At 70.9% G+C, this 20829-nt stretch carries 15 protein-coding genes and 2 tRNA genes; 10 read left to right on the top strand and 7 right to left on the bottom strand.

What is annotated here, in order from left to right; translation table 11 throughout:
- Window positions 1-20: 20 nt before the first annotated feature.
- The 4 genes from pstS (at window position 21) to pstB (ending at window position 4147) form a co-directional block, all read left to right on the top strand.
- Window positions 21-1124, top strand: a complete 1104-nt coding sequence (pstS, locus tag KRH_RS09440; protein ID WP_012398976.1) for a phosphate ABC transporter substrate-binding protein PstS — start codon at window positions 21-23, stop codon at window positions 1122-1124.
- Window positions 1125-1270: 146 nt separating this feature from the next.
- A complete protein-coding gene (pstC, locus tag KRH_RS09435) occupies window positions 1271-2218 on the top strand; it encodes a phosphate ABC transporter permease subunit PstC (protein WP_012398975.1) in 948 nt (315 codons plus the stop codon).
- On the top strand, window positions 2218-3336 hold the full coding sequence (gene pstA, locus KRH_RS09430) for a phosphate ABC transporter permease PstA (protein WP_012398974.1): 1119 nt from the start codon (window positions 2218-2220) through the stop codon (window positions 3334-3336). Before pstC ends, pstA begins: the two co-directional genes overlap by 1 nt.
- A 31-nt stretch (window positions 3337-3367) precedes the next feature.
- Window positions 3368-4147 (top strand): phosphate ABC transporter ATP-binding protein PstB, encoded by a 780-nt coding sequence (gene pstB / locus KRH_RS09425; RefSeq protein ID WP_012398973.1) that lies wholly within the window; start codon window positions 3368-3370, stop codon window positions 4145-4147.
- 105 nt (window positions 4148-4252) lie between these two features.
- On the opposite strand, the gene KRH_RS09420 is transcribed toward pstB, so the two are convergent.
- The 4 genes from KRH_RS09420 to glsA form a co-directional block, all read right to left on the bottom strand.
- Window positions 4253-5278, bottom strand: a complete 1026-nt coding sequence (locus KRH_RS09420) for an inorganic phosphate transporter (RefSeq protein WP_012398972.1) — start codon at window positions 5276-5278, stop codon at window positions 4253-4255.
- A 6-nt stretch (window positions 5279-5284) separates the two neighbouring features.
- On the bottom strand, window positions 5285-5902 hold the full coding sequence (locus tag KRH_RS09415) for a hypothetical protein (RefSeq protein WP_012398971.1): 618 nt from the start codon (window positions 5900-5902) through the stop codon (window positions 5285-5287).
- Window positions 5903-6233: 331 nt separating this feature from the next.
- Entirely contained in the window at window positions 6234-6854 is a 621-nt protein-coding gene (locus KRH_RS09410; protein WP_012398970.1) for a hypothetical protein, read from the bottom strand.
- Between the two features lie 53 nt (window positions 6855-6907).
- On the bottom strand, window positions 6908-8749 hold the full coding sequence (glsA, locus tag KRH_RS11815) for a glutaminase A (protein WP_012398969.1): 1842 nt from the start codon (window positions 8747-8749) through the stop codon (window positions 6908-6910).
- 230 nt (window positions 8750-8979) lie between these two features.
- On the opposite strand from glsA, the gene KRH_RS09400 reads away from it, so the two are divergent.
- Window positions 8980-9055, top strand: a tRNA-Lys gene (locus KRH_RS09400).
- A gap of 96 nt (window positions 9056-9151) precedes the next feature.
- On the opposite strand, the gene KRH_RS09395 is transcribed toward KRH_RS09400, so the two are convergent.
- Window positions 9152-9544 carry an SRPBCC family protein gene (locus KRH_RS09395; protein ID WP_041297410.1) on the bottom strand — a complete coding sequence of 131 codons (393 nt, stop codon included), beginning with the start codon at window positions 9542-9544 and terminating at the stop codon, window positions 9152-9154.
- Window positions 9545-10118: 574 nt separating this feature from the next.
- Between KRH_RS09395 and KRH_RS09390 the strand changes: the two genes are divergently transcribed.
- Window positions 10119-12269 (top strand): RecQ family ATP-dependent DNA helicase, encoded by a 2151-nt coding sequence (locus KRH_RS09390; RefSeq protein ID WP_012398967.1) that lies wholly within the window; start codon window positions 10119-10121, stop codon window positions 12267-12269.
- Window positions 12270-12294: 25 nt separating this feature from the next.
- Window positions 12295-13488, top strand: a complete 1194-nt coding sequence (locus tag KRH_RS09385) for a glycosyltransferase (protein WP_226905840.1) — start codon at window positions 12295-12297, stop codon at window positions 13486-13488.
- A gap of 27 nt (window positions 13489-13515) precedes the next feature.
- On the opposite strand, the gene KRH_RS09380 is transcribed toward KRH_RS09385, so the two are convergent.
- Together KRH_RS09380 and KRH_RS09375 are read right to left on the bottom strand one after the other, a co-directional pair.
- Window positions 13516-15018 carry a lipopolysaccharide biosynthesis protein gene (locus KRH_RS09380; protein WP_226905841.1) on the bottom strand — a complete coding sequence of 501 codons (1503 nt, stop codon included), beginning with the start codon at window positions 15016-15018 and terminating at the stop codon, window positions 13516-13518.
- A 27-nt stretch (window positions 15019-15045) separates the two neighbouring features.
- Entirely contained in the window at window positions 15046-16149 is a 1104-nt protein-coding gene (locus KRH_RS09375; protein ID WP_041297409.1) for a glycosyltransferase, read from the bottom strand.
- A 276-nt stretch (window positions 16150-16425) separates the two neighbouring features.
- On the opposite strand from KRH_RS09375, the gene KRH_RS09370 reads away from it, so the two are divergent.
- From KRH_RS09370 to KRH_RS09360, 3 genes are all read left to right on the top strand, one after another.
- A tRNA-Ser gene (locus KRH_RS09370) sits at window positions 16426-16515 on the top strand.
- A gap of 248 nt (window positions 16516-16763) precedes the next feature.
- Window positions 16764-18689, top strand: a complete 1926-nt coding sequence (locus KRH_RS09365; RefSeq protein WP_226905842.1) for a S8 family serine peptidase — start codon at window positions 16764-16766, stop codon at window positions 18687-18689.
- Between the two features lie 110 nt (window positions 18690-18799).
- Window positions 18800-20797, top strand: coding sequence for an FAD/NAD(P)-binding protein (locus KRH_RS09360; protein ID WP_012398962.1), 1998 nt, complete (start codon window positions 18800-18802; stop codon window positions 20795-20797).
- Window positions 20798-20829 lie beyond the last annotated feature (32 nt).

Raw genomic sequence — 20829 nt, 5'->3', positions numbered from 1 at the left:
CGCCTTTCGAAGGAGAAACAGTGAAGGTTTCGCACGTTGGCCGCTCGGCCGCAGTTCTGGCCATTGGTGCCCTCGCCCTGACCGCTTGCGGTTCCGACAACCCCACCGGCAGCAGCGGGGGCGGCGGCGGGGACAAGGGTGTCTCCGGAACCCTGACCGGCATCGGCGCCTCCTCGCAGCAGGCCGCCATGACCGCGTGGCAGAACGGCTTCCAGTCCTCCAACAACGGGGCCACGGTGCAGTACTCCCCGGACGGCTCCGGCGCGGGGCGCAAGGCGTTCCTGGCCGGCGGCGCCAACTTCGCGGGCTCGGACGCGTACCTGTCCGAGAAGGAGCTGCCGGACGCCAAGAAGCAGTGCGGCGACGCCGGGGCCATGGACCTGCCGGTCTACGTGTCCCCGATCTCCGTGGCGTTCAACCTGCCCGGCATCGAGTCCCTCAACCTCGACGCCCCCACCATCGCCAAGATCTTCAAGGGCGAGATCAAGAAGTGGAACGCCGAGGAGATCAAGCAGCAGAACCCGGACGCCAAGCTGCCGGACACCGCCGTGACCGTGGTGCACCGCAGCGACGACTCCGGCACCACCGAGAACTTCACCGACTACCTCAGCAAGGCCGCGCCCAAGGACTGGACGGACGAGCCGGACCAGGCCTGGCCCTCCAAGTACGCCGCCGAGAACAACAAGGGCACCTCCGGTGTGGTCTCCACCACCTCCAGCACCGAGGGTGCCGTGACCTACGCCGACTCCTCGGCCGTGGGCGACCTCGGCACCGCGGCCATCAAGGTGGGCGAGAAGTACGTCAAGCACTCGCCCGAGGCCGCGGCCAAGGCCGTGGAGGTCTCCAAGCAGGTCGAGGGCCGCGGCGAGCACGACCTCGCCATGAACATCCAGCGCGACACCAAGGAGGCCGACGCCTACCCGCTCGTGCTGATCTCCTACCACGTGGTCTGCGCCCAGTACGACTCCAAGGAGACCGCGGACCTCGTGAAGGCCTTCGAGACCTACGTGGTCTCCGAGGACGGCCAGAAGACCGCCGCGGACGCCTCCGGCTCCGCCCCCCTGTCCCCGGCGCTGCGGGACAAGGCCAAGGCGGCCGTGGACACCATTTCCGCGAAGGGCTGATCCAGCCCTGAGCGGTGACTGCGGCGTCGGCGCGTTCAGCGTGCCGACGCCGCAGTCACGCGCCCACCCGTGGGCGCCCGCCACGTCCTACGCTGGGCAGTGGCCACAGCCCAGCTCGCCCCACACCTGATCGAAGGGACTGGTTCATGTCCACCACCGTCAGCACACGGAAACCGGAGTCGACGTCCTCGGCCGCCGGTCGTGCCGGTGACTCCGTCTTCTCCGGGCTCAGCCTGGCCGCCGGCATCCTCATCTTCGTGGTCCTCGCGGCCGTGGCCCTCTTCCTGTTCCTGCAGGCGCTGCCCACGTTCACCGCGGACCCGGCGAAGATCACCGGGGGCGAGGGGTTCCTCGCCTACATCTGGCCGCTCATCGTGGGCACGCTGATCGCCTCGGTGATCGCCCTGGTCATCGCCACGCCCGTGGGGATCCTGGTGGCCCTCTACATCTCCCACTACGCCCCGGCCAGGGTCTCCCGGCCCGTGGGGTACGTGATCGACCTCCTGGCCGCGATCCCCTCCGTGATCTTCGGCGCGTGGGGTGCCACGGTGCTCGCGCCCGCGCTCGTGCCGCTGTACACGTGGCTCAGCGAGCACCTCGGGTTCATCCCCTTCTTCGGGGGCCCCGCCTCCCAGACCGGCAAGACCATGCTCACCGCGGGGGTGGTGCTGGCCATCATGATCCTGCCGATCATCACGTCCATGTCCCGGGAGATCTTCACCCAGACGCCCAAGCTCCACGAGGAGGCGGCGCTCGCCCTGGGTGCCACCCGGTGGGAGATGATCCGCATGTCGGTGCTGCCGTTCGCGCGTCCCGGCATCATCTCCTCGGTCATGCTCGCCCTGGGCCGTGCGCTCGGCGAGACCATGGCCGTGGCGCTCGTGCTCTCCTCCGGGCCCATGATCCCGTCCCTCATCAAGTCCGGTAACCAGACCATCGCGGCGGAGATCGCACTGAACTTCCCCGAGGCCTACCAGCTGCGGCTGTCCGAGCTGATCGCGGCGGGCCTCGTGCTGTTCCTCATCACCCTGGTGGTCAACATGATCGCTCGCGCCATCATCGCTCGCTACAAGGAATTCTCGGGGGCCAACTGATGTCCACGTCCACCCACACCCCGGGCGTCTCACCCGTCCGCCAGTCCAAGCTCACCCGCGGTCAGCGCCCCAAGTGGCTGATCCCCGTCATCGGCCTGGGGGCCGTGGTGGCGGGTGCCGCGATCGCGGCGCTGCTCGGGTTCAGCATCGCCCTGTGGGCGCTGTTCGCCGCCGTGATCTTCCTGGTCGTCGGCCCCCTGGCCGTGGGCCTGATCGAGGGCCGCCGTGCCGGGTCCGACTCGCTGATGACCTTCCTGGTCTACTCAGCGTTCGTGCTGGCGGTCATCCCGCTGGTCTCCGTGATCTGGACCGTGCTGGTCAACGGGGTCCCCGGGCTCACGTCCGACTTCCTGCTCACCTCCATGAACGGGGTCACCGGCCTGCAGGACAACAACGCCCACTCGTCGGGCCAGGTGATGGGCGGCGCGTACCACGCCGTCGTGGGCACGGTGTCCATCACCTTCTGGGCCACGCTGATGTCCGTTCCCGTGGGGCTGCTGACCGCGATCTACCTGGTCGAGTACTCTCGCGGGGGATGGCTCGGCAAGGCGATCACGTTCTTCGTGGACGTGATGACGGGCATCCCGTCCATCGTGGCGGGCCTGTTCGCGGCCGCCCTCTTCGGGATGATCTTCGGTCCCTCCACCCGCACCGGGTTCGTGGCGGCCGTGGCGCTGACCGTGCTGATGATCCCCACGGTGGTCAAGAACACCGAGGAGATGCTGCGGATCGTGCCCAACGAGCTGCGCGAGGCCTCCTACGCCCTGGGCGTGCGCAAGTGGCGGACCATCCTCAAGGTGGTGATCCCCACGTCCATCTCCGGCATCGCCTCGGGCGTGACCCTGGCGATCGCGCGCGTGATCGGGGAGACAGCGCCCCTGCTGGTCACGGCCGGCTTCGCCTCGGCCATCAACTGGAACTCGTTCTCGGGGTGGATGACCACGCTGCCCACATTCATCTACTACCAGATCATGAACCCCACCTCGCCCACGAACCCGGATCCCTCCCTGCAGCGGGCCTGGGCGGCGGCGCTGATCCTGATCATCATCGTGATGCTCCTGAACCTCGGGGCGCGCCTGGTCGCCCGTGCGTTCGCTCCCAAGACCGCCGGCCGCTGACCGGCCCCACTCGACCGAAGGACAAGCAACCATGTCGAAGCGCATCGACGTCGACCACCTCAACGTCTACTACGGGGACTTCCTGGCGGTCCAGGACGTCAGCATGAACATCGAGCCCCGCTCCGTGACGGCCTTCATCGGGCCGTCCGGCTGCGGCAAGTCCACGTTCCTGCGGACGCTCAACCGCATGCACGAGGTCATCCCCGGGGCCTACGCCGAGGGCAAGGTGCTGCTGGACGGGGACGACCTCTACGGCAAGGGCGTGGACCCGGTGACCGTCCGGTCCATGGTGGGCATGGTCTTCCAGCGGCCCAACCCGTTCCCCACCATGTCCATCCGGGACAACGTGCTCGCTGGGGTCAAGCTGAACAACAAGCGGATCTCGAGCAGCGAGGCCGATGAGCTCGTGGAGAGTTCCCTGCGCGGCGCCAACCTCTGGAACGAGGTCAAGGACCGCCTGGGCAAGCCCGGTTCCGGGCTCTCCGGCGGTCAGCAGCAGCGCCTGTGCATTGCCCGCGCGATCGCCGTGAAGCCGGACGTGATCCTCATGGACGAGCCCTGCTCCGCCCTGGACCCCATCTCCACCCTGGCCATCGAGGACCTCATCAACGAGATCAAGACCGACTACACGGTGGTCATCGTCACGCACAACATGCAGCAGGCGTCGCGTGTCTCGGACAAGACGGCGTTCTTCAACATCGAGGGCACCGGCAAGCCCGGCCGACTCATCGAGTACGCGCCCACCTCGGAGATCTTCAACACCCCGCGGAAGAAGGAGACCGAGGACTACGTCTCGGGCCGCTTCGGCTGATCCCGCGGCACTCGCTCCGGCCCGGTTCCCGCCACGCGGGGGCCGGGCCGCTCTGCGTTCGGGCGTGCTCCGCGGAGACTCCGGGGACCGTGGTCCGGGAGCGGGTCAGGGCGCGGGCAGCAGCGGGGAGACGGCCAGGAACAGCACCGCGGACACCAGCCCGCACACCGGCACGGTGAAGAGCCACGTGGCCACCACGCGCACCAGGGTGGCGTGGTAGACGGTGCGGAACTTCTGCGCCGAGCCTGCGCCCAGGATCGCGGCCGTGCTGGTCTGCGAGCTGGACAGCGGGATGGGGGAGAGGAACGCCCCCACGAACAGCAGCGCGCCCGAGACGGTCTGGGCGATCGCCCCGCGCAGCGGATCGAGGGAGACCACCCGGGAGGAGAGCGTATAGGAGATCCGCCAGCCGCCCATGAGGGTGCCGACCGCGAGGCACAGGCCCACCAGCGCGCTGAGCCACAGGGGGATGCTCTGGCGGGAGATGCCGGAGCCGGCGATCAGGAGCAGCACCACCAGGATCCACAGGGCGCGCCGGGCGTGCTGGATGCCGTGGCCGAAGTGGATGGCCGCCGCGCCCGTGGCCTGCACCACCCCGGCGCGGAAGTTCACCCGGCCGGGGGCCTGGTGCTGGACCATGTGGACCAGGGGGATCACCAGCACGAACGCGAGGGCGAACGCGATCAGCGGGGACACGAGCATGGGGACCAGCACGTTCCAGGAGAAGTAGGGCCCCAGGGCGAGCTCGTGGCCGTGCAGGTCCACCGCGCGGGCGCCGAGCAGGGCCCCTACCACGGCGCCGCCGATGGCCGCGGTGGAGGACGCCGGCATCCGCCACCACCACGTGATCAGGTCCCAGCCGATGGCCGTGACAAGCGCGCAGATCAGCGCCACCGCACCCACGAGGCCGAGGGGCACGGGGATCTCGAACGTGATCATGCGGTTCAGCACGAGGCCCACCAGCAGCGCACCCATCATGTTGAACACCGCGCCCAGCCACAGGGCCACGCGCGGTGTGAGCGCGTTGAAGCGCACGGGCAGGGCCACCGCGTTGGAGGCGTCGTGGAAGCCGTTGACCACGGTGAAGATCAGCGTGAGGACCACGCCCGCGAAGGCCAGCACGTCGGTCATGGCGGGTCAGTACTCCGTGACGAGGATGCGGCCCACCTCGCTGGAGACCTGGCCCAGGGCCTGGGCGGCGTCGAAGAGCTGCTGGGCGGTGTCCATGCGGCGGATCGCCTGGGCGGGCTTGAACTCGTCCATGAGGCTCGCGCGGTAGACCCGCTGGGTGCGCTCGGCCTGCCGGGTGAGGCGCATCATCTCGAACCAGTAGTCGTCCAGCTCGTCGAGGCTGCTCAGCCGCCCCATGGCCTTGCGGGTCATGTGGGACATGTGCTGGATCACGGCCAGCTGCTCGGTGGCGTGGGAGCTGGGCCGCTCCACCCTGTACTGGCGGTGCAGCTCCGCGCAGGCCACGAGGCACTGCACGGCGCGCAGCAGCCAGCGGCCCAGGACGTAGAGGTCCTGGCGGGGGATGGGCACCACGTACGAGGAGCGCGTGGTGGTCATGAGCGAGAAGTAGAGGTTGGTGCAGCGGTCCTCGGTGTCCAGCAGACCCGTGATGGGCCGCTCCCACACCTTGTCCGCCTGCCCGATGTGCTCCGAAAGCTGCTCCACGGCGGTGATCACGCACTGGCTCATCTGGACCAGCAGGTCGGTGACGCGCTCGTCCGCGGGGAAGATCCGAAAGGCCATCCATCCGTCCTCTGGGTTGACGCGCCGTGAAGTGTCGGCGACATGCTACCCAACCAACATGAACGGACCCGTTGCGCCACGGGGGAGGAGGTAGGCGGTGCCGGACCGGGAGCGCCTCTCGGCGGAAGGCCGCTCGTAGCGGCTAAATGATGGAGCCCGGGGCTGCCACGGCCCGACACCTGCTCCCAGTCTACCGCCGGGCCCCCGGTGCGCTCCAAACCCTGGCGCTCTGCCAAACCTCGGCGCCCCCCAGACCCCGGCGCGCTCCAGACCCCGGCCGACTGCACACCCCCGGCGCGTTCCGGGAGGAGAAGACCGCCGGGGCGCGGCGTCACTCCAGGTGGCCGAGGCGCCAGGCCCGCGCGGCGGCGTCGAGGTCCTCGGCGGTGCGCAGCAGGCGGGGGATCCGCTCCCAGGGGTGGGCGACGCTCAGCCCGGGGACGTCCAGGGTGTGCTCCTGGCCCGTGGCCACCACCCGGCAGAAGGCCGCGAAACGCTCCAGGGCGACGTCGAACTCGCCGGTGAAGGCTCCCGAGAGGATGGCGTCCGCGACGTCGCAGATCTCCTCCGCGCCCGGCGGGTCCGCCACGCCCGCGACCACGTGCGGCACCTGGGCCGCGTGGCGCCCGGCCGCGAACCACCGGCTCATCCGGTGGGGGTCCGTGCGTGCCGCGGCTCGCAGCGCGTAGAGCCGCCACAGGGCCCCGGGCAGGGACACGGCCGGGGCCTGCGCCCACATCTCCGCGAGCCCTTCGAGGCCCTGCTCGTCCGTGAGCCGCACGAGCCGCTCCCGGACCTGCGGATCGCGCGAGGACCGGCCCCGGGAGACGAGCGCCTGGGCGGCCAGGTGCGCGGCCTCGGACACGCGGGCAGGGTCCGTGCCGCCCTCGTGGGCGTCGAACTTACCGGGGGAGAACTTCACGGGTGAGTGGTGGGTACGGCGATCGGACATGCGCCCGAGTGTACGCCCGGCCCGGACGCGTCCCCGAGCCGGTGCCGCCCGGATCAGTCCGCCGTGTGCGTCTCACCGGCCTGCTGGCGCCAGCGCTCCTCGATACGCAGCATGGCCTGCTGGCTGACCGCGCGCCACCAGCGCAGCGCGAGTGCGGGGTCCTCCTCCTCGATCCGCGCGATGGCCTCCGGCGACAACCGGTGCGCGGTCACGGGGGTGAGGGCAGTGAAGGTCACGAGGTAGCGCAGCTCGGTACCCAGGGCGATCTCCCCGAAGCTCATGCCGGGCCCGATCACCTCGAGCTCCACGCGGTCGCCCTGGGGGGAGCGGCGGGAGACCTCCACGCTGCCGGAGGTGACCATGTACACGCCGCTGAACTTCTGCCCGGTGCGCAGCAGGGTGGCCCCGGCGTCCCACTCCACGGACTCCGTGTGGGCGCGGATGCGGCGGACATCCTCCTCGGCCAGGGTGCTCAGCAGCTCGGAGCGGGTGGAGTGCACGTTGTCCGGTGTGCAGGTGGCGTCCCCGAACTGCTCCAGGATCCGCTCCTCGGCCCACGTGAGGGCCTCGGCGCGCGTGGCGAACACGGTCATGGGGTGCTCCAGCCCGCGCGTGTGCTCGCCGCTCTTCTCCGCGATCAGCACCATGTGGTGCCCGGTGCTCTCCACCTGTTCCGCGGTGCGGGAGAGCATAGGGATCACGAACCGCGCCATGTCGTCGACCTGCCGGATGTCCACGAGCACGTACCGGGAGCGCCGGGCGGCGTCGCGGACCGTGCGCACGGCGGTCTCCGCCCCCGCGAACCGCAGGTCCCCCTGCAGCTCGATGATCCGGGCGTCCTCACCGTGCTGCTCCAGGACCTCGCTGGCGGCCTCGTTGCGGCGCACCAGAGAGGGGGCCTCGGCGAGGGTGTACTCGGAGCGCACCGTGGAGTGGCCGTTGCGCTCGGTGCGTGCGAAGTGCAGGTCCAGGTCCTGGGTCAGGCGCTCGCACGCGGCCACGCCGCGCACCGAGTTCCCGTGCCGGTCCAGGGGCGGGGAGAACACCGCCACCGCGAGCTGACCCGGGAGCACCGCGATCACGCCGCCGCTGACCCCGGATTTGGCGGGCAGGCCCACGCGCAGCGCCCATCGCCCGGCGTCGTCGTACATGCCGCACGTGCTCATCACGGACAGCACATCGGAGACCACCTCGGGCTCCAGCACCCGCTCACCCGTGACGGGGTTGCGCCCGCCGGCCGCCAGGGTGGCACCCATGCGTGCGAGGTCCACGCAGTTGAGCATCACCGCGCACTGGCCGAAGTAGTCGTCCAGGGCGCCCGTGGGGTCCCCGTCGATGATCCCACGGGAGGTCAGCAGCCACCCGAGGGCGCGGTTGCGGTCCCCGGCCCGCCGCTCCTGGGCCTGCACGTTCTTGTTGATCCGCAGCCGGCGCCCGGCGCATGCGGAGTAGAGCCGCAGGATCCGTTCCATGCGGGTGCCGTGGGACGTGTTGCGCACCAGGGACGTTGCGGCGATCGCGCCGGCGTTGATCATGGAATTGGACGGGCGCCCCGTCTCGGGCTGCAGCGAGATCTCGTTGAACGCGTCCCCGCTTGGCTCCACGTCGATCTTCTCGAACACCCCGTCAGCACCGCGGTCCGTGAGCGCCTGGGCGTACGTGAACGCCTTGGAGATGGACTGGAGGCAGAACTCGTGCCTGGTGTCCCCCGCCTGGTAGAGGGCGCCGTCCACGGTGGCCACGGCGATGCCGACCGTGGCCGGGTCCGCGTTCGCGAGCTCCGGGATGGAGGTGTTCACCGCTCCGCCCTCCACCGAGCGCAGGTCCTCGACCACGCGTCGCAGGTACTCGGTCACGGGGGAGGGGCCCAGCTTGGACATGGGGACGGTGCTCATCGGTGTTCCTCGGGGATCGCGGGGCCCCGCGGTGCGGCACGGGCAGCGGCCGTGGGCGGCGGGGATTCTCGACCTCCAGGTTCCCACATCCCCGGGCTCCCTCGGCGCCGACGCCGCCCGGGCACGGCTCCGGGGGCGGGGGGCTCTCCGTGCGGCGCGGGGGCGGCATGGCGATCCCCGTGCCCTGCGGTAGAGTGGCCGTGCTCGTTCGCGGAATGCCGCGCGAGCACGCGCCTTTAGCTCAGTTGGTAGAGCAGTGGACTTTTAATCCATGGGTCGTGGGTTCGAGCCCCACAGGGCGCACCACTCGTCCCGCCCCGGTTCCCTCCGATGCGGGACGTTCGTGTGTCCGAGCCCCGTTCGGCAGCGCCCGGCACGGGGTGCCGGGCCGGCGGGCGGCTGTCACCCGGGGGTGGTCACCCGCACGAGCCGCCGCAGCGCCCAGGACATGAGGGGGCGGTAGGCCAGCAGCACGGGTGCCGGGCCGTGCACCGTGATGCCCGCGCGGCAGCCGCCGCCCGCGGCCGGAGCGACGTCGTGCTCCAGCAGGAGGGCCACGGGACCCAGGCGCACCCGCCAGGACCAGCGCCACAGCGAGGGCTGCACCGTGAGCACCCAGAACGGCACGGGAATCAGGCCCACCGCCGTCACCGTGCCCTCCGCGCCGGGCCGCAGCGTCCGGACGTCGGAGCGGACACGCGTGAGGTGGGGTGCCCACGTGCTCCACAGGTCGAGCTGCTCGTAGTGCGCCCAGACGTCCGCGGGGCGGGCCGGGCCGGTGCGCGTCACGGTCATGTCCACCCCACCAGTGTGCGCCCGACCTGCGGCACCCGCGAGACCCCCGCACCGCAGGACGACGCCGCTGTCCCCACTTTGCGCTACGAACCCGCCGTGCCCCGCGCCGCGGGTCCGCGCGCGGATGCGGAAAACCCGGCCCTGACCTGGGGAAACATGCGAACAGCATGGCTTGTCCACACAACGGAGATCGTTGCGGACGCGTGTCCACACCGGTGGAAATCGGGGTGAGGCCGTGTCAGCATGAACACATCGCAGCACGGCAACGAGGTGCGGCGCGGTCATGACCGGGGGGAACACGGGCCGCTCGCACCCACGCCGAGGTGGGCGACCAGCACGCCGGGGGGCGTGCCGGTGGACACCTCGACCGTGCGGCGTGGAAACGGAGTCGGTGCCGGGGGGCACGGACTCCGAGCGGATCTGATCCGCGCCGGTCACCGGCGTGTGCGTCCGCTGTGCCGAGAGGGTCCCTTCGGGGGAACGGACCCGGGTGCAGCGGGCGCATCACGTTAACGACTTCCCGCTCTCGCCCGACCGCTTATGCGTGTCCGAGCCGTTTGCCAGACTTCCGGACATGACCGAGACCGCGCCGTCCACCGACCTCCGCTCCCGCGCCCTGGAGCACCTGCGGGCGCTCACGGGCAATCCCGCGGCGGACTTCCACCCGGGCCAGTTCGAGGCCGTCTCGGCGCTCGTGCAGGACCACCGCAGGGCCCTCGTGGTCCAGCGCACCGGGTGGGGCAAGTCCGCCGTCTACTTCCTCTCCGCGCTGCTCATGCGCGCCCAGGGATACGGCCCCACCCTGATCATCTCCCCGCTGCTCGCACTGATGCGGGACCAGGTCTCGGCGGCCCGGCGTGCGGGGGTGCGCGCCGCGGCCATCTCGTCCGCGAACCCCACCGAGTGGGCGGAGATCTCCCAGGCCCTGGACCGCGGCGAGATCGACGTGCTGCTGGTCTCGCCCGAGCGGCTCAACAACCCCCGGTTCCGGGACGAGCAGCTGCCCCAGCTCGTGCAGCGGCTGGGTCTGCTGGTGGTGGATGAGGCGCACTGCATCTCGGACTGGGGCCACGACTTCCGGCCGGACTACCGCCGGATCAAGGACATGCTCGGGCGGCTTCCGGAGTCCGTGGCCGTGCTGGCCACCACCGCCACCGCGAACGAGCGCGTCATCGAGGACGTCCGCGAGCAGCTCGGTGTCGGCTCGGGATACTCCGGGGAGGTCTTCATGCTCCGGGGCCCGCTCTCCCGGGCGTCCCTGCGGCTGGGCGTGCTGCGCCTGCCCTCCACCGCGGCCCGGCTCGCGTGGCTGCTGGAGCACCTGGAGCAGCTGCCCGGCAGCGGGATCATCTACGCGCTGACCATCGGCGCCGCCGAGGACACCGCACGGGCGCTCACGGACGCGGGGCACCGGGTGGCGTCCTACACCGGCCGCACCGACGCCGCCGAGCGCGAGGAGCTCGAGACGGCACTGAAGGACAACCAGGTCAAGGCGCTCGTGGCCACGTCCGCGCTCGGGATGGGTTTCGACAAGCCGGACCTCGGCTTCGTGGTGCACCTCGGCGCGCCCTCCTCGCCCGTGGCGTACTACCAGCAGGTGGGGCGTGCGGGGCGTGCCACGGACAGTGCGGACGTCCTGCTCCTGCCCGGAGCGGAGGACCGCGAGATCTGGGAGTACTTCGCCACCGCCTCCATGCCCACGGAGGCCAAGGCCACTGCGGTGCTCACCGCGCTCGCCGAACAGGGCGGCCCCCTCTCCGTGGCGGCACTGGAGCCCCGGGTCAACATTAAGCGCTCCCCGCTGGAGCTGCTGCTCAAGGTTCTCGCGGTGGACGGTGCCGTGGAACGGGTGGGTGGTGGCTGGCAGGCCACCGGCCGGCCCTGGCACTACGACGCCGCCCGGTACGAGCGGGTGGCCAGGGCGCGGGCGGACGAGCAGCAGGCGATGCTGGACTACCAGGTCACGGACGAGTGCCGCATGCAGTTCCTGACCCGCCGGCTCGACGACCCCACGGGGGAGCCCTGCGGCCGCTGCGACGTGTGCGCGGGGCCGTGGTACCCCACGGGTGTCGCGTCCGCGGCCTCGGACGCCGCGGATGCCGCCCTGCACCGCGCGGGGGTGCCCGTGGAGCCCCGCGCGCAGTGGCCCACGGGCATGGACCGGCTCGGGATCCCGGTCAAGGGCAAGATCCCCGAGACCGAGCGAGCGGAACGCGGCCGGGCCGTTGCCCGTCTGACCGATCTCGGGTGGGGCGGTCGGCTCCGGGAGGTGTTCCACGCGGACGCGGAGGGTCGGCCGGTGGACACGGAGGTCACCGCGGACCTGGGGCGGGCGGCCCTGACCGTACTGGCCCAGTGGGACTGGCAGCAGCGCCCCACCGCGGTGGTGGCCATGCCCTCGCTCTCACGGCCCCGGCTGGTGGGCACCCTGGCCCGCGGCATCGCCTCGGCGGGGCACCTTCCGTTCTGGGGTGCACTGGACCTGAACCCGGATGTCCCCCGGGGGTCGCACGGCGGCAACAGCGCGTACCGGCTCGCGGAGGTGTGGGACCGCTTCATGGTCCCGGCGGAGCTCACGCAGACACTGGCGAGCTCCCCGCGTGCCGTGGTGCTGCTGGTGGACGATCTCGTGGACAGCCGGTGGAGCCTCACCGTGGCGGCGCGGGAGCTGCGGCAGGCCGGTGCCGAGGCGGTGCTGCCCTTCGCGCTGGCCGCGCAGGGGTGAGCGGGGCGGTGGAGGGATATCGGACGTGCCCGCCCGGCCCGTCACTCAGGTCGTGCCCGTCTCCCTGGCCTATCCTGACGGCATGGTCAACCCCGTCGATGCACCGCTCGTGGAGATCGTCATCCCTGTGCACTCCCTTGCACGCCCCCTGTCGAGGGCGGTGGCGTCAGCGTTGCTCGCGGGCCCGGGCGCCGGGCCGGGTCAGTGCCGTGTGACGGTCGTGGCGCACCACCTGTCCGTGGAGCAGGCCCGCGGGATGCTGACCGAGGACCAGCGCGCAGCGGTCTCGGTAATCGAGTGCGAGGACCGGGGCACCACGGCGGCCGTGCCCCGCAACGAGGCGCTGCGGCGGTGCACCGCCCGCTACATCTCTTTCCTGGACAGCGATGACACCCTGGATCCCGGTTCTGTCACGCGATGGCTGGGCATCGGCGAACGCCGGGGCAGCGATCTGGTGATCCCGTTCCAGCACCACGACTCCGGGCGGGTGGACATCACACCCATCACCCGGCCCTTCCGCTCCGCCCGGCTGGACCCGGTGAAGGACAGGCTGGGGTACCGCAGTTCCGCTTTCGGGCTCGTGCGGATGGCCGCTGTTCACAGGAGCGGAGCCACTTTCGACGAGGCAGTGCGTACGGGCGAGGACCAGTCGTTCGTCATGGCCCTCTACACAGGGTGTTCACGCATTGACTACGCGCCCGGCCTCCCGGGCTACCTGGTCCACGGCGACGCGGACGTTCGGGTGTCGCAGCAACCCCTCCCCCTGCGGGAGGAGGTCGCAGCGGCCGTGGATCTGACGGCCCACGCCTGGTTCGCCAAAACCCCGGGCGAGCTGAGAGCGTCGCACATCCTCAAGTACATCCGAGTGAACTTCTTCCCAGCCGTGCACGGCCTGGCGGCGGGCGGAGTGTGGGACACGGAGCATGCTGCAGAGGCTCGGGCCGTGACCGGAGAACTACTGGCGCACGCGCCGCACGTGGCGGACCGGTTGTCACGCCTGGACCGCCGTGTCCTCGATCTTCTGCAACGGCCCGTGGCGGGGGCTGAGGTGGAGGCCGCTCTTGCGGCGCGACGTCGTTTCGTGACACCGGGCGCGCTGCTCACGACAGATCCGCGCTGGCTCCTCGACCGGCAGAGTCCCCTGCGAGTGATAGGGGCGAGTGGGTTGCAGACGATCCGCTACAAGCTCGGCCTGCGAGCCCCGCGACGCAGGGGCTGATCCCCGCCGCGGGATCCCGGTCGGGGGTCAGCTGCGGTTCAGCCGGCGTCGCAGCTCGCCCACCCGGGGTGCGAGGTCTCGCCACGAGATGAGGCACCACACGATCAGGAAGGCCACGGTTGCCAGGATCGTGGCAACGATTCCGGGTGTGGTCGTGATCCACCAGAGGCAGGCCAGCACCACCGTGTAGCCCGCCACCACGCGGAGCATGAGCCCGCGCCAGGCCATGCGGTCGTGGATCCACACGATCACCAGCGGTCCCAGGGAGCTGACGAGGCACCCCACGAGATATCCCAGGGCCGCAGCCATGATCCCCAACCGGGGACCCCACCACACGATCGTGCCAACACCCAGGAGAAGACCCACGGCGTTGCATGCCGCCAGCGCGCGGACACCCCAGTTCTCACCCCCGTTGAGCCGGGAGTTGGAGGCGTTGAAGCTCGTGGCGGACACCGCGAAGAACAGGACGACCAGGAGAGGGGCGGCCTGCGTGAACTCCTCCGCGCGGGCGTTGTAGAGGAGGTGGATGATGGGCTGCGCCCAGAGAATGCCGATGCCGAACACGGGAAGGAACACCAGGACCATGATCCGGAGGACCGAGTCGAGCTGACGTCGCATGCCCTCGTGGTCCCCTGCTGTGAACATGCGAGCCACCGCGGGAGCCAGCGCCACGAGCATGGAGGAGGACAGCATGCTTGCCGGCGTGGCAATGCTGACCGCGGCAGAGTACTGACCCACGGCCTCAGGTGTGTCATAGTGCTTGCCGAGCATCATGGACAGTTGGAGCAGACCGGACGCGGTGAGAATGTTGACGGCCGCCCATGCTGTGAAGGCATTGATCTCCCGCTTGAGTCCTGCGGGCAGCGGCCCGCCGGAGGCGCGTGGCCAGCCGGGAACCGCGTACAGCAGATAGCCCACGCTCAACGGCAGGAGCAGCAGCGGGGTGAAACCGCCCAGGATCACGATGAGCAGCAGGGTCAGGGTGACGCCGGAACTGATGCAGTCCCACACTGCGGTGGTCACGAACTGGTTGTTGCCAGTCCGGACCCCGCGCACGAAGTTGTACGCGGACAGCGCCACCACCAGCAGACCGGCTGAGAGCGCGTAGCTCACCGGCAGGTGCAGGAAGGCGGTTGCGGCCACCACCGCGCCCACGGACAGGATCACGGTGGCCAGGGCCGCAGAGCGGGAGGTGTACACCGCCACGGAGAGCTGCTCGTCCCGGTGCTGCTGACCGCGCGCCATGGCGATGAATTTGGACGCGGCGTTTCCCGAGGCCTGTGGCCACAGCAGGACGAGGAACAGGGCCAGGGAGATCGCCAGATTGACCTGGCCGAGGACCTCACTGCCCAGGATGTTGCCGATCAGCAGGCTGTAGCCGAAGCGGGACAGCCCCTGTACGAAGACCGCCACCACCGTCAGCGCGAACGAGGACCCGATCGGGTTGTCCCTGTTCTCGTGGTTGGGCGGCGGGAAGAGAATGCCCCGCCATCTGCGCACGGGAGAGCTGGGAGCGGGGGAAGAGGTCACGCGATGGAGTGTATCGACTGGGGGCGGTCAGCGGATCCGGTGGGCCACGCTCCGGTAGAGCCGTGAGAACTGGGCGCCCACCTCGGCGCGGGAGAACCGCGATCGCACGGTGCTCGCGATAGCTGCCGGGTCGGCGTCGTGGAACCGGTCCCAGGCGAGCTGCACGGCGTCGGCAAGGGCCGGGACGTCCCAGGTGTCCGTGAGGACCGAGTTGGCGGCCGTGCAGTAGTCGTCGAACCCCCCACTCAGGGGGACGGCAGCAGGGCGTCCTGCCGCGATGGCCTCCGCGACTGCCGTGAAGAAGTTCTCCTGCGAGCTGGGCAGGAAGAACACGTGGGCGGCAGCGAGGCGTTCGGCGATCTCTGTCGGGGAAATCGGCCCCGTGAGCTCCACGCGGTCCGCGATGCCCAGAGTGCGGGCCATGACCTGCAGTGTCTCCATGAGAGGACCGTTGCCGATCAGCGTGTAGTGCACGTCCACTCCCCGCCGCACCAGCTCTGCAATGGTTTCCAGCGCCAAGACGGGTTGCTTGCGCTCGATCAGTGCCCCCACGCCCACGAGTCGCAGAGGTGGAGCAGCCGGGAACGGGGCGGCGGGATGAGGATTCTCCACGACGCAGGGAATCACATGGGTGGCACCCGGCCGTGAGAACCGAGCCATTTCCCGGCACAGCTCGTCCGTCACCCCGGTCACGGCGTGGGGCAGTTTCAGTGCGTGCCGCAGCCATGCCAGGCGCTGCCACCAGGGCCCCACGCTGGCCGGATTGACCACACCGTTCCAGTGCTCGGTGTGCACCCACGGCTTGCGACGCAGGAGCCACGGTGCCGCGGCGAAGAGCACGGCGGAGAACGCCATGGTGTGCAGCACGTCCGCACGCCGGAGACCAGCCGCAATGGTCGCCGCGACCTCGGCGTAGCTGCGAGGATCCACGACGTTAAGGGGCACCCTGGTCACGGGGACGCCCTCGTACACCTCCTGTGTGGTGGGCCCGCTGAGGCGTCCGATGACCACATGCACCACTGCGACGTCGTGCCCTGCTTCCTGGAGGGACCGGCAGTGCTCCAGTACGAACGGGGTCCTGCTGGGGGTTTGCGTATCGGGGAACCAGGCGGTGACGACGAGGGAACGCACGGGGCGGTGTCCTTTCGGGCTGGAAGCAGGTGAACGGCACTGCGCAACCATGACTACCACGTTCCGGTGGGGGCGCGCTGGCCCGGGCGCGCTCTCCTTCACCAGAATGCTCTTTCACCGTCGATGTCCGGGCCCTGTCCGGCAGGGCGGGAATCATCGGTCCACACGCCCCGTTGGCGCCCGGGGCGTGGCTTTGACCGTTCACGCACCGGCCCGATAGGCTGACAGGTGTTGTTTTGAGTCCGTCCCATCAGGGTTGGACACTGCAGAACACACGGAGACGTGCCAGAGCGGCCGAATGGACTTCACTGCTAATGAAGGGCTCGGATTAACCCCGGGCCGGGGGTTCAAATCCCCCCGTCTCCGCACCGCATGAACGACGACGCCGCCCGGTTCACCCGGGCGGCGTCGTTCGTGTCCGGGCAGATGACGTCACAATCACGCGGTGACGCTCGGATCCACTGTGCGTCCGTCTGCATGGATACACTCCGGAGCAGCACGGCGCCCACCCGCAGCCGACCCCGGTGTGCGTCCTCCGGGCCCGTGCCGGAACGGGAGACGCTGGCATGGGTGCAGCACGGGCACGGACGTGGATCACCGCTGGACTATCGGTCGTGCTGGTGGCCGCCGCGGGACCCGCTGTGGCCGCGCCACCGGACGCAGCGGCGTCGCCAGAGCAGCTGGCCCAGTCGCAGCCGGCCACCGAGGGCGGAGTGGCGTCCCTGGGTCGCGGGGCGGACGCCCAGGGCAGGGTGCTGCCGGAAACCGACAGGATCCTCGTGACGTTCAAGGACCGTGTCTCGGCGGCCGGCATGGACGCCGTGCTCGACGGCGCGCAGCGGAGCACGCAGCTCAGGGCACCGGACGTCGTGCGGACCACGGGCACCGGCGAGACCGTCGTGGAGAGCGAGAAGATGCTCTCGCCCGCCGAGCAGCGGGAAGTGGTGGCCGCCATCGAGGCCGACCCCGCCGTGGAGTCCGCGGAACCCGACCAGATCGTGGTGGGGGCGCTCGCGGCGACTCCTGCCAGGCCCCCGAACGACACGAACTGGAACTACCAGTGGGGCCCGCGCAACATCGGGGTGCCGGGGGCCTGGAGCCAGGCCACCGGGCAGGGCACCGTGATCGGCATCGCGGACACCGGCCAGATCAACCACCCGGATCTCAACGCGAAGGCGGTTCCCGGCTACGACTTCCTCTCGGACACCTACCACTCCCGGGACGGTGACGGGCGGGACCCCAATCCCCAGGACCAGGGGGACTGGAGCCCGGGGCGGCCGTCCTGGTGGCACGGATCGCACGTGGCGGGCATTGCGGCGGCGCAGACGAACAACAGGATGGGAATTGCCGGTGTGGCCCCCGACGCGAGGATCCAGCACGCGCGCGTGCTCGGGGCGGACGGCCGCGGCTACGTCTCTGACATCGCGGACGGTGTGATGTGGTCCGCGGGGATCCCCGTTCCCGGGGTCCCGGTGAACCGGAATCCCGCCGCGGTGGTCAACCTCTCCGAGGCGTGGGACGCGGGCAGCTGCCCGGCGGTGATGCAGCGGGCCATCGACCGGATGCACGCGGTCAACGTGCCGCTCGTGGTCGCCGCGGGCAACGCCGCCAAGAGCGCGAACCTGGCCTCGCCCGCCAACTGCCCGGGCGCCATCGTGGTGGGCGCCACCAGCTACCGCAACCAGCTCACCGGCTACTCCAACTGGGGGCCCATGCTGGACGTAGTGGCCCCCGGCGGGGACGCCGCCTCGCCCATCTGGTCCACGGTCAACACGGGCACGTACTCGATCGGCAGGCCCTCCTACGGTGACCTCAGCGGGACGTCCATGGCCGCGCCCCACGTGGCCGGGACGATCGCGCTGATGAAGGAGCGCAACCCGGGCCTGGGTGTCGAGGCGATCCGCACCACGCTGCGCAACACCGGGACGAACGTGAGCGGCTACCGCAAGGTGGACGCGGCCGCGGCGGCCCGCGCCGTGCCTCGGGCCAAGCCCACGGTGCGCGGTGCGATCGCCACCTACTACAACGCCCACGGCGGTGCGGGTGCCATGGGTGCTCCCACCACCTGGGAGCAGAGCACGGGTGTGGGAGGGGTGGTCCAGACCTTCGTGAAGGACGGGCGGACCACGAAGATCTACTGGTCCCCGGCCACGGATGCGCACCGCGTGGAGACGTGGAAGGGCATCGGGTCCCGGTACGCGCAGCTGGGTGGGCCTGCCGCCCTCGGGCTGCCGTCGAGGGACGAGCTGCCGACCGCCACGGGTGGCGCCTACCAGAACTTCGTGCACCCCGCCACGGGCCGAAGCACCAAGCTCATCTGGAGCAGCGCCACCGGTGCGCAGCCGGTGGTGGAGTCCTCTGCGATCGGCAAGCAGTGGGCCGGCGACGGCCACGAGTCCGGGACCGGCTACCCCACGTCCCCCGAGGTGCGCACGGCCAACGGTGCCTACCAGCAGTTCCGTCACGTGAGCACGGGCAGCCTCACGCGCTACACCTGGACCCGCGCCACGGGGAAGGTGGTCCGGACCCCGGTGCGCTGAGCACCGCTCGACACGGCGGCGCCCCGTTCGGCGGATGCTCCCCACCGCACCGGACGTGCCCGGTGCGCTCCTGACCGGGGCGCGGCCCGGCGCTGGATATCCTGGCAGGCATGGTGATTCAGCAGCGCGTGGTGGTGGTGGGGGCGGGTCCCCGGGGTCTGTCGGTCGTGGAGCGGCTCGTGGCCAGGTCCGCGCACACGGGGGCGCGCGTGCACATCGACCTGGTGGACCCCTTCCCCCCGGGCCCGGGCCACGTGTGGCGCACCGACCAGTCGGACGTGTTCCTCATGAACACCCCCTCCCTGTTCCCCACGGTCCTCGCGGCCCCGGACGCGCTGCAGGTGCCCGCGGTGGCCCCGCTGCGGGGCATGAGCTTCGAGCGGTGGCGCCGCGGCGTCGTCGCCGGGGAGATCACCCCGGTGACCGCGCTGACGCAGCAGCAGCTGCACGCCCTGGCCGAGCTGACGCCGCAGGGCTACCCGCCGCGCGCGGTCTACGGGCGCTACCTGGAGTGGGTGTTCGCCACGCTGCGGGAGAACCTCCCGGACACGGTGCACCTGGAGATCCACCGGGGCGAGGCCGTGGACGCGTGGGTGCGCGCGGACGGCCGGCACCGCTACGGGGTGGAGCTCGCGGGCGGTCTGGTGCTGCCCGCGGACGCGGTGGTGCTCGCGCTCGGGCACCTGGACGCCCACCTGCGTCCCTCCCAGAAGGACCTCGTGGACGGCGCGGCCGAGTACGGGCTCACGTACTGGCCGCCCACGGTGCCGGCGGACGCCTCCTGGTCCGAGCTGCCGAGCGGGGAGACCGTGCTGGTGCGCGGGATGGGCCTGAACTTCTGCGACGCCCTGGCCCGGCTCACCGAGGGCCGCGGCGGCACGTTCGAGGAGGATCCGGAGAACACCGGGCGGCTCGTGTACCGGCCCTCGGGGCGGGAGCCGAAGATCGTGGCGGGGTCCCGGCGCGGCACCCCCTACCGGGCCAAGCCCGTGCTGCGCGGGTACTACGCCGAGTCCCTGGAGACCCGCTTCTTCACTCTGGAGGCCGTCCAGGAGCTGGCCGCCGCATCGCCCGGGACGCTGTCCTTCGAGCGGCAGCTGTGGCCGCTGATCCGCAAGGACGTGATCTGGAACTACTACTCGGTGCTCGCGCGCACCACGCCGGAGGCCTTCCAGGACGACCCCTCCCGGTTCCTGCGGCGCCTCGACGCGATCCTGCGGGACACCGCCGAGCCCAACTGGGCCCACCGCAGCGACGCCCTGATCTCGGACAGCGTGGTCCCGGGCCGCCAGCTGCAGCAGGCCCGACTGGCCCGCCCGTTCGAGGACGTGAGCTTCGCCAGCCACGACGAGTACGCCGCCGCGGTCGTGCACTACCTGGACCGGGACGTGCGCGGCTCGCTGCGCGGCGAGGACGATCCCGTCAAGATGGCGATCGCCTCCCTCAACGCCGCGCGCACCGTGCTCAAGTGCGTGCTCGCCGAGATCGGGATCTCCGACTCCTCCTGGGTGCACGAGCTGCGCCGCCAGTTCGAACCCCTCGTGGAGGGCCTCGCTTCCGGCCCGCCCGTGCTGCGGATCCAGCAGCTCGCGGCACTCACCCGCGCGGGCGTGGTCCGCTTCCTGGGCCCGGAGCCCCGCTTCGTGGTGGACCGCTCGGAGGGCTGCTTCGTGGCGGCGTCCCCGTGGGTGGAGGACGCCCCGTGGCGCTCGCGGTGGCTCATCGAGGCCATGTCTCCCACCAACGACGTCCACCGCAACATCTCCCCGCTGCTCAGCCACATGCACGAGCGCGGCCTGGTGCGCGCCAAGCTCATGGAGACCCACGACGGCGCGAGCCCGGAGACCAGCACCGGTCTGGACGTCAGCGCGCAGCGGGCGCGCGGCGCCAGGGACGATGACGCCGCCTCGCGGGCCTTCGTCTACCGCGCCGTGGGTGCCAAGGACCACGCGGAGCAGGGGATCTACGTGATCGGCCTGCAGCTGTCCTCGGTGCAGTGGGGGGTGGCCATCGCGGCCGAGGCGGAGTCCCCGGCGCACCTCGGGGCGCGCACGATCGCGGACGCGGACCAGATCGCGCAGGACGTCCTCGCCGGCGCGCAGCCGTGAGCCGGGCACCCGGGGGCGCGGGCGGCGTCGTC

The organism is Kocuria rhizophila DC2201, assembly GCF_000010285.1.
Classification (GTDB): Bacteria; Actinomycetota; Actinomycetes; order Actinomycetales; family Micrococcaceae; genus Kocuria; species Kocuria rhizophila_A.
The sequence above is the reverse complement of the archived record's forward strand: the minus strand, read 5'-3'. Positions and strand labels throughout refer to the sequence as shown.